This is a genomic window from [Bacillus] caldolyticus, from assembly GCF_003595605.1.
GTDB classification, from domain to species: Bacteria; Bacillota; Bacilli; order Bacillales; family Anoxybacillaceae; genus Geobacillus; species Geobacillus thermoleovorans.
Genome location: NZ_CP025074.1, coordinates 1,853,638 through 1,866,597 on the forward strand (window position 1 = coordinate 1,853,638; position 12,960 = coordinate 1,866,597).

The following is a 12,960-nucleotide window of genomic DNA, read 5'->3' on the forward strand; positions in this document are numbered from 1 at the left end:
AGACCGATTTTAATCAATTTACCACAATATTACAAACACTTTCAAAATGCCTTTTATTATTCAAATATTTGTTTGATCGGAAATAAAGGAAAAATTGTTGGCATAAAAATTCGCCAACACTTTTATTGAATATATAACTTTATTTTTCAGTATGCGACTTTATTTTCCGCAGATAATAGAAAAAACAAAAGCCTGCTGGATTCACCAACAGGCTTTCAGTTCCCGACTTTTTTGTTCGGTACCTAACTTTTTTGTCCGGTTCCCGACTTTTTTGTCAAGTACCCGACTTTTTTGTCATTCAACATCTTTCCGACCAATGAACCGCTTACTCCACCGTCACGCTCTTCGCCAAGTTGCGCGGTTTGTCGACGTCGCAGCCGCGGTGCAAGGCGGCATAGTATGCGATCAGCTGCAACGGCACGACGGACACAAGCGGCGTAAGATCCGGATGGACGGATGGGATGATGAAGCGGTCGCCGTCGCCTTCCAGGCCGCGCATCGAGATGACGCACGGGTTCGCGCCGCGGGCGACGACTTCTTTTACGTTGCCGCGAATGCTCAAATTTACGTGCTCTTGGGTGGCGAGGGCAATCACCGGCGTGCCGTCCTCAATCAAGGCGATCGTGCCGTGTTTCAGCTCGCCGCCGGCGAACCCTTCCGCTTGAATGTACGAGATCTCCTTCAGCTTCAGCGCGCCTTCTAGGCAGACATAGTAGTCAACGGCGCGGCCGATAAAGAAGCAGTTGCGCGTCAGCGTCAAGTAGTCGCTTGCGATTTTCTCCATTTCTTCTTTCGCATCACACAGCATTTCCATCACATTGGCGACGATGGCGAGCTCTTTCGTCAAGTCAAAGTCCAGCTCAAAGCCTTTCGCTTTTGCCGCGGCCGCCGCCAAAATTGCCAACACGGCAATTTGCGCCGTATAGGCTTTTGTCGAGGCAACGGCGATTTCCGGGCCGGCGTGCAACAGGAGCGTATAATCGGCTTCCCGCGACAGCGTCGAACCTGGGACGTTCGTGATCGTAATCGCTTTATGGCCGAGTTTGTTCGTTTGCACGAGCACGGCGCGGCTGTCGGCCGTTTCGCCGCTTTGCGAGATAAAGATGAAGAGCGGCTTTTCCGACAACAGCGGCATGTTGTACGAAAATTCGCTGGCGATATGCACTTCCACCGGAATTTTCGCCCACGATTCGATCAACTGCTTGCCGACGAGACCTGCGTGGTAGCTCGTTCCGCACGCGACAATGTACAGGCGGTCGGCGTTCAGCACTTCGTTGATGATCGCTTGGTCAATCGTCAATCCGCCGTTTTCGTCTTGGTATTTTTGAATGATGCGGCGGATGACGAACGGCTGCTCGTCAATTTCTTTCAACATGTAATGCGGATACGTTCCTTTTTCAATGTCGCTTGCATCGAGCTCAGCCGTAAATGGCTTCCGTTTGACTGTTTCACCGTTTAGCGTTTGAATCGTGACGTTCTCGCTCGTGACGATAACGAGCTCCCCATCCATCAGTTCGACGAATTGATTCGTCACTTGAAGCATCGCCATCGCGTCGCTCGCCACGACGTTAAACCCATCGCCCAAGCCGACGAGAAGCGGGCTTTTGTTTTTCGCCGCATAGATGGTGTTTTCGTCTTGCGCATCGATCATGGCGATGGCGTACGATCCTTTTAGCAGCGAGAGCGTTTTTCGGAACGCCTCTTCCGTTGCCAGTCCGTCGTTGACGAACTTCTCCACGAGCTGAACGATCACTTCCGTGTCCGTGTCGCTTTGGAATGTGACATCGGCCAAGTAGTCGCGCTTGACCATTTCATAGTTCTCAATGACGCCGTTATGCACGAGCGTAAAACGGCCTGAAGCGCTTTGATGCGGGTGGGCGTTCACTCGGCTTGGCGCCCCGTGTGTCGCCCAGCGTGTATGGCCAATGCCGACCGTCGCGTTGACGTTCGGGTCGACGATGCGGCGCAAATCAGCAATCCGTCCTTTTTCCTTAAACACATGCACGCCGCTTTCGTTCAACACAGCGATCCCCGCCGAATCGTAGCCGCGATACTCGAGTTTTTCCAATCCGCGCAATAAAATTTCCTTCACATCTTGATAACCGATATAGCCAACAATGCCGCACATGGCAAATGTTCCTCCTTTTCATCTTGGAGGCTGCCGCTAATGAGATCCTTCCATGTTCAGTTGTCAAAGAACAACGGGGCCTCACCGTCAATGCGGCAGACTCCCCTTTCGATTTGCGCGATGACATCCTCCCCTTTGTGCAAAGGGTCACCCCTTTGTTTTAAGAGAGGACTTGCGGCTGTCATCGCTCCAGCCGGGAGGCATCCGCCGAAAACCTCGATAAACCTCCTCCTCGTCAACTAAGCGTTCTTCCGTCCAACGCTTAGTCCAGGCGCTTTGTGATCGTTAAAACCGATGCAACAGCCAACCACCTTTTTGCTTTGTTGGCCATGCCCACGGTTGCGGCAAGCCATCACTTCACCATGTTCCGCTCTTCGCCCTTCCATCGCCTCCTTTCAAAAAAAGGCAACAACGTTAATATTACAGGACATTCCCAGCGGCGTCAACTATTTATATAAATACCCTATGCATAAACGAAAGGGAACGTTCCGTTTATGCATAGGGTGGTTGTCCAGACGGTCGATTATTCCGTCCCCATTTCACGGCGGACGACATCGGCGATCCGCTCCACGTAGGCGCGGCACGCTTCTTCGGTCGGGGCCTCCGCCATAATGCGCACGAGGGGTTCCGTCCCTGACGGACGAACGAGGACGCGGCCATTGCCGTTCATCTCTGCTTCCACTTCGGCGATCACGTTTTTCACTTGCTCATTTTCCATCACTTTTTCTTTCTCTTTCACCCGGACGTTCACTAAGAGCTGCGGGTATTTTTTCATTTCCCCCGCCAATTCGGAAAGCGGCTTGCCTTTGATTTTCATGATGTTGACAAGCTGGAGCGCCGTCAACATGCCGTCCCCCGTCGTGTTGTAGTCAAGGAAGATGATGTGTCCGGACTGCTCGCCGCCAAGATTATAGCCGTTCTTCTTCATTTCCTCGACGACATAGCGGTCGCCAACGGCCGTTTGTACACTTTTGATTCCCTGCGCCTCAAGCGCCTTGTAAAACCCAAGGTTGCTCATGACGGTCGAGACGACGGTTTGGTGCTTGAGGCGGCCGGTTTCTTTTAAATATTTGGCGCAAATGTACATAATCTGGTCGCCATCGACGATGTTGCCGTTCTCATCGACGGCAATGAGACGGTCGCCGTCCCCGTCAAAGGCGAGCCCGACATCAGCTCCTTTTTCTTTGACAAACGCCGCCAACGCTTCCGGATGGGTGGAACCGACCCCTTCGTTAATGTTGAGCCCATTGGGCGAAGCCCCCATTGTCACGACATCCGCATCCAAATCGGCAAATAGGTAGGTCGCCAGCGATGACGTCGCCCCGTGCGCGCAGTCGAGGGCGATTTTCATCCCGGAAAAATCTTCTTCATCGATCGTTTGTTTTAAATACTGCAAGTATTTTTGCCCGCCTTCAAAATAGTCGTTGACTTGCCCAAGCCCAGCCCCGATCGGCCGCGGCAGCATATCCTCCACGCTGTCGATGAGCGCTTCTATCTCGGCTTCCTGCTCATCCGACAGCTTGAACCCGTCCGGGCCGAAAAATTTAATGCCGTTATCTTGCACCGGGTTGTGGGAGGCGGAAATCATGATGCCGGCCTGCGCTCCAAGCGCCTTCGTCAAATAGGCGACACCTGGCGTGGAAATGACGCCAAGGCGCATCACTTCCGCCCCGATCGACAAAAGCCCCGCGACAAGGGCCCCTTCCAACATATGGCCGGAAATGCGGGTGTCGCGCCCGATCAGCACTTTCGGGCGCTCAGCGCTTTTGGTCAGCACGTATCCGCCGCAGCGGCCGATTTGAAACGCCAACTCTGGCGTCAATTCACGATTTGCGACTCCTCGTACACCATCAGTGCCAAAATATTTGCCCATTCGTTCACTCTCTCCTTACTATGCAGTTTATTGTGCAGCCGCTTTTTCGCTAATCTGGACCATCGCCGTTTCCACCGACGGCTGCCATTGGACTTGTTCAGGGTGGTTCCATTGAATGGGAACTTGATGTTCGCCGGTGTCAAGTCCACCGACATCGACATACAAACGAATATCGTCTTTTGTCAACCCGCGGACGACATCGGGCGGACCGACAAGGCGGACCGTAATTTTGCCTTCAAGCGGTTTGACAAATTCGGCTTTGTATGAATCCGGCAAGCCGACGACAGCGATCGGCACGTCTTTCCACGTTTGTGTGACGTCTTTTTCCACATCAATATGCACCTTGATTTTGTCTGGGTTGACGCTTTTTGCGCCATTAGGAAGCGGAACGTCGAGCTCTACCGTCGCATCATCGGTCATGTCGTCCAAATCAACGGTCAATCCTTCCAGCTTGTCAATATGGTTCAACACTTCCTTCGGTCCATAAATCGTCACTCGATCCGGCTCCGGCGTGATGCTGACAAGATGCACACCATCCGGCAACTCCCCAGTTGTTCGCACTTGAACCGGCACCGTCTTGCTCGGGCTTTTCACCGGCACGGTTACTTCCACCGACGATGGCTCTGGCTCAATATCCAACTCATTTCCCCGTCGATCGTACACTCGAACGCGCGCTTCTCTCGTCAGCGTTTCCGTCGCCCCATCTAAGTCGACGATGGCTTTGACAAAGGCAATCTCGTCGATTCGTTCCTTCGCCCCGGTAATCGTCACGGCATCTGGTTTCACCGTCGGTTCTCCAACGGAATAGCCATCCGGCATTTTGTTTCGATTGAAAAATTCAACACCGACCGGAAACTGTTTCGACACTTTTTCACGAATCGTCACTTTGGCCGAGGAAGGCTGAATCGTCACTTTCAACTTGTCGGAGATGTCCCTGTATTTGATCGGCACCGTGTATGTCCCTAATGGCAATTCCGTTAAATCGACATACACCTCGAAATTTCGTTGTAGAGCCGTCGGCTTGACAATGCTGGCGGGTCCTTGGAGCGTAACGTTCACGTATTTCGGGACACCCGATACGACCAAGTTGTTTTCATCATAGTAAGCGACCACCGGAATATCGACCAACGTTTCCGTATCTTCCTGGCCAAACGTGTTGCGCGTCTCACCAGTTTTCGCCCCGACATTGGCCGACATATACAGCATAATCGCCAGCAATAAGGAGACAACGCGAATAAACCAAGGATGGTCCATCAACTTATCCATGTTTCTTCCCCCTCCACTGCCAACGGGAAGAAGCAGGCGCCTTCGTCGCTGGAGCAAGTTCGCCGGTCAACAGCTCCCGAAACTCATCGATCGTTAAATCGCGGTACAGCTCGCCGTTTTTCGTCAACGATACTGCTCCCGTCTCTTCCGACACGACGACGGTGACGCTGTCCGTCACTTCGCTGATGCCGAGCGCCGCCCGATGGCGTGTTCCGAGCTCTTTCGAAATAAACGGACTTTCCGATAATGGCAAATAACAGGCCGCCGCAGCGATTTGGTTTTTTTGAATAATGACCGCCCCATCATGAAGCGGCGTGTTCGGAATGAAAATATTAATGAGCAGTTCCGGCGATACATGAGCGTTTAACATAATGCCGGTTTCGACATAATCGTTCATTCCGGTTTCCCGCTCAATGGAAATCAGCGCGCCGATGCGTCGCTTCGCCATATACTCGGTCGCTTTGACAATGGCTTCCACCATTCGCATCCGCTCTTCCTCTTCATTGACCGTATTGCGGGTGAACAGCCGTCCGCGGCCGAGCTGCTCAAGGGCGCGCCGCAATTCTGGTTGAAAAATGATGATGATCGCGAGAAATCCCCAAATGATCGCCTGATCCATCAGCCATTGCAACGTCGTCAATCCGAGGTAATTGCTCACAAAGCGGACTAGAATAATTAAAAAAATGCCTTTTAACAACTGAATGGCCTTCGTCCCGCGAATCATCATGATCAACTTGTAAATCACATACCAAACGACAAGGATATCAACCACTTTTAACAAATATGACACGATGGGGAGCTCTCCGAAGGACATCTTCACACTTCCTTTATCTCTAATTCCAATCTGTTGATGGCCACGGAAAAAGCCATCGAACGATGGCTGCCATCATTCAATCGATTGGAGCGCACGATTGAACCTTTCTTTAATATTATACCAAATCCATTCAAACACTTGATTAATTTCCTCCACTTCCCCTGTCACTTGCCCGGCGGACGCCATATATTTCTTTCCATGGATCACAGTCACGTCCCCATCAACCGTTCCTTCAATCCGAATCGAGCCATTGCGGACGACAATATCTCCTTTGACCGTTTCTCCTTTCGGCACGATGACAGTATGATCGCGGATGATGACATGTTCATCAGCTGAGACGGAAAACGCGCCTCTTTCCCCCCATGAAGAGGCTAAGCTGCCGAAAGTAAGCGCGAAAAACAACGAGGCAGCCGTAAGCAGCGGATGACGATGCAGAAAACGGCGCAGCCGCGCGGTCTTTCTCTCTTTCGGCATCGCCTCCATAACCTTGGCTGCAAACGACGGCGGCGCCGCAACGTGGGCGGCATATTGGAGGAAAGCAACCGTCTTTTTCAGCTCGTGAAAATGGGCAGCGCACGCAGCGCACGAACGCAAATGTTCTTTCAGCTGCTGCTCTCCTTCTGGCTGGAGATCTCCATCAAAATAGCTGTGCATGAGCAACACGATTTCTTTCGGACATTCCATAGTCTCCCACCCTCTTATAAATGACCCAATTGCCTGCGCAACGCTTCACGGCCGCGATGCAGCCGCGTTTTCACCGTGCCGACCGGCAACCCTAAAATCTCGCTGATTTCTTGCAACGACAAATCTTCCATATATTTCAACACGATCACGCTTCGATACTTTTCTGGCAACTGCTCAATCGCTCGCTGCACCGTCTCTTGCAGCTCCAGGCTTTCCACTGCCTCCTCCGGGGATGCTTCGCGGGAAGGAAGCTGAGCCTGCATCGTCAACCCGTCCGTGCCTCCGACCTCTTCATCTAAATACACGTCCGGCTTCCGTTTCCGCAATTTATCGATCGTCAAGTTCGTCGCGATCCGGTACAGCCAAGTGGAAAACTTCATTTCTGGATTGTACGTATCAATATGGATGTAGGCGCGGATGAACGCCTCCTGCGCCGCATCTTCCGCCTCATGCCGATTGCCAAGCATTCGATAGCAAAGACGGTAAATCTTGTCCTTATACAAATCGACAAGATCCGCGTATGCGTTTTGATCCCCTTTTTGGATCGCCTTAATTCTCTTTTTAATAAATAGATCCATAAAATACAATACCCCCGCCTCACGGCTTACTGTATATTACGGCGCTCGATCAAGAAAAGTTTCATGCAACATATTTATTGTATCATACAACGGAAAAAGAGGGGACTCCAAACAAATGGCAGCCCCTCTTTCACAAACAGCGGGAACAAATCATCATCATATCCGTGAATCCCGCAACCAACCCTCTTTGCCCACATGCATTACATGAGTTTTTCACCAAACAACGACCCCATCAGCGCTACAGCCACTGATGCTGTTTTGTTCCGCTCATCCAAGATCGGGTTCACTTCGACAAATTCCGCTGAAGTGATGATTTGTGCCTCGGCCAGCATCTCCATCGCCAAATGGCTTTCGCGGTATGTCAATCCTCCAATGACAGGCGTTCCGACTCCCGGTGCGTCGCTTGGGTCAAGGCCATCCAAGTCAAGCGACAAATGAACGCCATCCGTTCGTTCTTTTAAATAGGCGATCGTTTCTTCCATCACCCTTGTCATTCCGAGCCGATCAACCTCATGCATCGTGTAAATTTTGATTCCTTTTTCGCGAATAAACTTCTTCTCCCCTTCATCAAGGGAACGGACGCCGATCAACACGACATGTTCCGGCTTGATTTTGGGGCTGTATCCGCCGATTTGCGTCAGCGCCGGATGGCCAAACCCGAGGCTCGCCGCCAGCGGCATGCCATGAATGTTTCCAGACGGCGACGTTTCCGCGGTGTTGACGTCGCCATGCGCGTCATACCAGATCACTCCAAGCCGCTCATAATGTTTCGCCACCCCGGCGAGCGTGCCAATGGCGATGCTATGGTCGCCGCCCAGCACAAGTGGGAAGCGCCCCCGCTGAACGACTTGGTCAACCGCCGCCGCGAGTTTCTCATTCGCCTCCGCAACCGCTTTCAAATTGCGCAACCGTGAATCTCCTTGCTCGTGCAACCGCTCTGCTTTTCCAATCGGAATATCTCCCAAATCTTCAATATCGTAATGAAGACGTTCCAGACGTTCGATGACGCCTGCATAACGCATTGCGCTCGGCCCCATATCAACGCCGCGGCGTGTCTGCCCTAAATCCATCGGAACCCCGATAATTGAAATTGGCTTCATGCTGTCTCCCACTCCTTTCCGGTTCCTGTTACGTCTTTATTGTAGAGGAAAGAAAGGGGATGACTCAACTTGACAAAATTTTGAATATTTATACCGATATAACAAAAAAGAGCAGGCTGCTTTTGGTTGTCAAGCAGTCTGCTCTTGATGGAGCCTATCGGGATCGAACCGATGACCTCCTGCGTGCAAAGCAGGCGCTCTCCCAGCTGAGCTAAGGCCCCGCCCCAAGCGGAAGACGGGACTCGAACCCGCGACCCCCACCTTGGCAAGGTGGTGTTCTACCACTGAACTACTTCCGCGCTATGGTGAGCCATGGAGGACTCGAACCTCCGACCCTCTGATTAAAAGTCAGATGCTCTACCTACTGAGCTAATGGCTCATGGTTAGGATAACACTCTACAGCTTCGTTTCACTCTACCTGCCTCTTCCTCTCCCAGCTGTTTCACAGATGCCTAGTGCGTCGAGGCAACTCGAAGCAAATCCGAAGATGCAGCGCTCGTTGCTGAGCTAATGGCTCATGACCATTTTTATGTACAAAAAAATAATGGCTGGGCTAGCTGGATTCGAACCAGCGCATCACGGAGTCAAAGTCCGTTGCCTTACCGCTTGGCTATAGCCCAACGCGATGAGAAAAAAACGCTGTATTCAATTGCTATTATATCTCAGCAATCAGGGAAGTATACACTTTTCATTTCGGCCAATCATCCTTGAAAGGACGACTGGCCGAAATGGAGTGACCCGTACGGGATTCGAACCCGTGTTACCGCCGTGAAAGGGCGGTGTCTTAACCACTTGACCAACGGGCCGGAAAATAAATGGAGCTTCCAACCGGGCTCGAACCGGTGACCTCTTCCTTACCATGGAAGTGCTCTACCTACTGAGCTATGGAAGCGTAAAAATGGCTCCGCAAGTAGGATTCGAACCTACGACCTACCGGTTAACAGCCGGTTGCTCTACCGCTGAGCTATTGCGGAATGATGAATAACTATATGTCATGCACATCTTCCCAATGTGCTCGTTGCCTCTTCCTCTGCCAGCTAATTCAAGGAAGCGAGATGCGTCGAGGCAACTCGTAGCGAATTCGAAGATGTGAAGCTCGTCGCTGAACTATTGCAGAATAATGAAACATTGCCTAGCAGCGACCTACTCTTGCAGGGGCGCTGGCCCCAACTACCATCGGCGCTGGAGGGCTTAACTTCCGTGTTCGGGATGGGAACGGGTGTTTCCCCTCCGCCATAGCCACTAGGCAATGATGATCATCTTGGACAGTAATTATTATATCCATCCTGTTGGATTTGTCAACAGGATGTTCATTCCCTCAAAACTAGATAACCGTTGGAAGAAGCCGCTCATAGGTCAAGCCCTCGATCGATTAGTATCCGTCAGCTCCACGTGTCGCCACGCTTCCACCTCGGACCTATCGACCTCGTCATCTTCGAGGGATCTTACCCGCTTTGCGCGGTGGGAAATCTCATCTTGAGGGGGGCTTCACGCTTAGATGCTTTCAGCGCTTATCCCGTCCGCACATAGCTACCCAGCGGTGCCCCTGGCGGGACAACTGGTACACCAGCGGTGCGTCCATCCCGGTCCTCTCGTACTAAGGACAGCTCCTCTCAAATTTCCTCCGCCCGCGACGGATAGGGACCGAACTGTCTCACGACGTTCTGAACCCAGCTCGCGTACCGCTTTAATGGGCGAACAGCCCAACCCTTGGGACCGACTACAGCCCCAGGATGCGATGAGCCGACATCGAGGTGCCAAACCTCCCCGTCGATGTGGACTCTTGGGGGAGATCAGCCTGTTATCCCCGGGGTAGCTTTTATCCGTTGAGCGATGGCCCTTCCATGCGGAACCACCGGATCACTAAGCCCGACTTTCGTCCCTGCTCGACCTGTCCGTCTCGCAGTCAAGCTCCCTTGTGCCTTTGCACTCTCCGAATGATTTCCAACCATTCTGAGGGAACCTTTGGGCGCCTCCGTTACCTTTTGGGAGGCGACCGCCCCAGTCAAACTGCCCACCTGACACTGTCTCCCACCCCGCTAAGGGGTGCGGGTTAGAATTTCAATACCGCCAGGGTGGTATCCCACCGCCGCCTCCACCGAAGCTGGCGCTCCGGCTTCCCAGGCTCCCACCTATCCTGTACAAGCGATACCAAAATTCCATATCAGGCTGCAGTAAAGCTCCACGGGGTCTTTCCGTCCTGTCGCGGGTAACCTGCATCTTCACAGGTAGTATAATTTCACCGGGTCTCTCGTTGAGACAGCGCCCAAGTCGTTACACCTTTCGTGCGGGTCGGAACTTACCCGACAAGGAATTTCGCTACCTTAGGACCGTTATAGTTACGGCCGCCGTTTACTGGGGCTTCGGTTCGCACCTTCGCTTCCGCTAAGCGCTCCCCTTAACCTTCCAGCACCGGGCAGGTGTCAGCCCCTATACGTCGCCTTTCGGCTTCGCAGAGACCTGTGTTTTTGATAAACAGTCGCTTGGGCCTTTTCACTGCGGCTCTTCAGGGCTCTTCACCCCAAAGAGCACCCCTTCTCCCGAAGTTACGGGGTCATTTTGCCGAGTTCCTTAACGAGAGTTCTCCCGCGCGCCTTAGGATTCTCTCCTCGCCTACCTGTGTCGGTTTGCGGTACGGGCACCTCTTCCCTCGCTAGAGGCTTTTCTTGGCAGTGTGAAATCGGGGACTTCCGGATCAATCCGTCGCCGTCACCGCTTGGCCTTATGATCCGCGGATTTGCCTGCGGATCAGCCTCACGGCTTGGACAGGCTCTTCCAGCCGCCTGCTCGCCCTATCCTCCTGCGTCCCCCCCATCGCTCAAACGGGAAGAAGGTGGTACAGGAATCTCAACCTGTTGTCCATCACCTACGCCTTTCGGCCTCGGCTTAGGTCCCGACTAACCCTGAGCGGACGAACCTTCCTCAGGAACCCTTAGGCTTTCGGCGCAGAGGATTCTCACCTCTGTTTTCGCTACTCATACCGGCATTCTCACTTCTAAGCGCTCCACCAGTCCTTCCGGTCTGGCTTCTCTGCCCTTAGAACGCTCCCCTACCGATGACCAACGGTCATCCCGCAGCTTCGGCGGCACGTTTAGCCCCGGTACATTTTCGGCGCAGAGTCACTCGACCAGTGAGCTATTACGCACTCTTTAAATGGTGGCTGCTTCTAAGCCAACATCCTGGTTGTCTCGGCAACTCCACATCCTTTTCCACTGAACGTGCACTTCGGGGCCTTAGCTGGCGGTCTGGGCTGTTCCCCTCTCGACCACGGATCTTATCACTCGCAGTCTGACTCCCGGGCATAAGTCGTTGGCATTCGGAGTTTGACTGGGTTCGGTAACCCGTTTGGGGCCCCTAGCCCAATCAGTGCTCTACCTCCAAGACTCTTAAACCCGAGGCTAGCCCTAAAGCTATTTCGGGGAGAACCAGCTATCTCCAAGTTCGATTGGCATTTCACCCCTACCCACACCTCATCCCCGCACTTTTCAACGTGCGTGGGTTCGGGCCTCCAGCCGGTGTTACCCGGCCTTCACCCTGGACATGGGTAGATCACCTGGTTTCGGGTCGACGACGACGTACTCACACGCCCTGTTCAGACTCGCTTTCGCTGCGGCTCCGCCTCTTCGGCTTAACCTCGCACGCCATCGTCACTCGCCGGTTCATTCTACAAAAGGCACGCCATCACCCATCAACGGGCTCTGACTACTTGTAGGCACACGGTTTCAGGTTCTCTTTCACTCCCCTCCCGGGGTGCTTTTCACCTTTCCCTCACGGTACTGGTGCACTATCGGTCACTAGGGAGTATTTAGCCTTGGGAGATGGTCCTCCCTGCTTCCGACGGGATTCCTCGTGTCCCGCCGTACTCAGGATCCGCTCGGGAGGGAACGAAGTTTCGACTACAGGGCTCTCACCTTCTCTGGCCGGCCGTTCCAGACCGGTTCGTCTACCCCGTCCCTTTCTCACTCCCATCGTGAGCGGTCCTACAACCCCAAGAGGACATGCCTCTTGGTTTGGGCTGTTCCCGTTTCGCTCGCCGCTACTCAGGGAATCGCGGTTGCTTTCTTCTCCTCCGGGTACTAAGATGTTTCAGTTCCCCGGGTGTGCCCTCCATGCCCTATGGATTCAGGCATGGATACTGCCCCATTACGGACAGTGGGTTCCCCCATTCGGACATCTCCGGATCAACGCTTGCTTACAGCTCCCCGAAGCGTTTCGGCGTTTGCCCCGTCCTTCATCGGCTCCTAGTGCCAAGGCATCCACCGTGCGCCCTTTCCAGCTTAACCTATTGCGCTCTCGGCTTCTTCCTTTGCTTTATCGGTTATCTAGTTTTCAAGGAACGAGACTGCTTCTTGAATTTGCTTCTCTGCAGTCTTGTGCCGAGGAATCCATCTTCCTTGAACCTGCTGGAAGACGAAGGCGCAAAGTAGCTCCTTTGAATTCGCTTCTTCGCTGGTTTGCGTCGAGGAATTCGGCTTCTCCGAATCCGCTTGTAGACGCAGACGCAAACGAGACTATTT

7 protein-coding genes, 7 tRNA genes and 2 rRNA genes are annotated in these 12,960 nt (G+C 53.0%); all 16 read right to left on the reverse strand.

Going from position 1 to position 12,960, the window contains the following annotated elements; genetic code table 11:
- Positions 1-325 precede the first annotated feature (325 nt).
- The 16 genes from glmS to CWI35_RS09670 all read right to left on the reverse strand — a co-directional run bounded on the left by glmS (position 326) and on the right by CWI35_RS09670 (position 12,726).
- Positions 326-2,128: a glutamine--fructose-6-phosphate transaminase (isomerizing) gene (gene glmS, locus CWI35_RS09595; protein ID WP_119877703.1), complete on the reverse strand. Its 1,803-nt coding sequence runs from the start codon at positions 2,126-2,128 to the stop codon at positions 326-328.
- Positions 2,129-2,651: 523 nt separating this feature from the next.
- Complete coding sequence (gene glmM, locus CWI35_RS09600) at positions 2,652-4,001, reverse strand: phosphoglucosamine mutase (protein WP_119877704.1); 1,350 nt, start codon at positions 3,999-4,001, stop codon at positions 2,652-2,654.
- Positions 4,002-4,028: 27 nt separating this feature from the next.
- Positions 4,029-5,267, reverse strand: coding sequence for a CdaR family protein (locus CWI35_RS09605; protein WP_119877705.1), 1,239 nt, complete (start codon positions 5,265-5,267; stop codon positions 4,029-4,031).
- A complete protein-coding gene (gene cdaA, locus CWI35_RS09610) occupies positions 5,260-6,081 on the reverse strand; it encodes a diadenylate cyclase CdaA (protein WP_014194616.1) in 822 nt (273 codons plus the stop codon). Before cdaA ends, CWI35_RS09605 begins: the two co-directional genes overlap by 8 nt.
- Positions 6,082-6,153: 72 nt before the next feature.
- Positions 6,154-6,765 carry an anti-sigma-W factor RsiW gene (rsiW, locus tag CWI35_RS09615; RefSeq protein ID WP_015373735.1) on the reverse strand — a complete coding sequence of 204 codons (612 nt, stop codon included), beginning with the start codon at positions 6,763-6,765 and terminating at the stop codon, positions 6,154-6,156.
- A gap of 14 nt (positions 6,766-6,779) precedes the next feature.
- The gene (gene sigW / locus CWI35_RS09620; protein ID WP_011229662.1) at positions 6,780-7,343 is read right to left on the reverse strand and encodes an RNA polymerase sigma factor SigW; all 564 of its coding nucleotides are present in this window, start codon (positions 7,341-7,343) and stop codon (positions 6,780-6,782) included.
- 200 nt (positions 7,344-7,543) lie between these two features.
- A complete protein-coding gene (gene rocF, locus CWI35_RS09625; protein ID WP_014194613.1) occupies positions 7,544-8,443 on the reverse strand; it encodes an arginase in 900 nt (299 codons plus the stop codon).
- 148 nt (positions 8,444-8,591) lie between these two features.
- Positions 8,592-8,664, reverse strand: a tRNA-Ala gene (locus tag CWI35_RS09630).
- 6 nt (positions 8,665-8,670) lie between these two features.
- A tRNA-Gly gene (locus CWI35_RS09635) sits at positions 8,671-8,742 on the reverse strand.
- A 4-nt stretch (positions 8,743-8,746) separates the two neighbouring features.
- A tRNA-Lys gene (locus CWI35_RS09640) sits at positions 8,747-8,822 on the reverse strand.
- Positions 8,823-8,988: 166 nt separating this feature from the next.
- Positions 8,989-9,063 (reverse strand) — tRNA-Gln (locus tag CWI35_RS09645).
- Positions 9,064-9,177: 114 nt separating this feature from the next.
- A tRNA-Glu gene (locus tag CWI35_RS09650) sits at positions 9,178-9,249 on the reverse strand.
- Positions 9,250-9,259: 10 nt separating this feature from the next.
- A tRNA-Thr gene (locus CWI35_RS09655) sits at positions 9,260-9,335 on the reverse strand.
- 7 nt (positions 9,336-9,342) lie between these two features.
- Positions 9,343-9,417, reverse strand: a tRNA-Asn gene (locus tag CWI35_RS09660).
- A 156-nt stretch (positions 9,418-9,573) separates the two neighbouring features.
- Positions 9,574-9,690 (reverse strand): 5S ribosomal RNA (gene rrf / locus CWI35_RS09665).
- 105 nt (positions 9,691-9,795) lie between these two features.
- A 23S ribosomal RNA gene (locus tag CWI35_RS09670) occupies positions 9,796-12,726 on the reverse strand.
- Between the last annotated feature and the right edge of the window lie 234 nt (positions 12,727-12,960).

What these genes read in the sequence shown, in the direction of transcription:
- rocF (WP_014194613.1), bottom strand. Translation starts at nt 8,443, where the DNA reads ATGAAGCCAATTTCAATTATCGGGGTTCCGATGGATTTAGGGCAGACA.
- cdaA (WP_014194616.1), bottom strand. Translation starts at nt 6,081, where the DNA reads ATGTCCTTCGGAGAGCTCCCCATCGTGTCATATTTGTTAAAAGTGGTT.
- glmM (WP_119877704.1), bottom strand. Translation starts at nt 4,001, where the DNA reads ATGGGCAAATATTTTGGCACTGATGGTGTACGAGGAGTCGCAAATCGT.
- CWI35_RS09605 (WP_119877705.1), bottom strand. Translation starts at nt 5,267, where the DNA reads ATGGATAAGTTGATGGACCATCCTTGGTTTATTCGCGTTGTCTCCTTA.
- sigW (WP_011229662.1), bottom strand. Translation starts at nt 7,343, where the DNA reads ATGGATCTATTTATTAAAAAGAGAATTAAGGCGATCCAAAAAGGGGAT.
- glmS (WP_119877703.1), bottom strand. Translation starts at nt 2,128, where the DNA reads ATGTGCGGCATTGTTGGCTATATCGGTTATCAAGATGTGAAGGAAATT.
- rsiW (WP_015373735.1), bottom strand. Translation starts at nt 6,765, where the DNA reads ATGGAATGTCCGAAAGAAATCGTGTTGCTCATGCACAGCTATTTTGAT.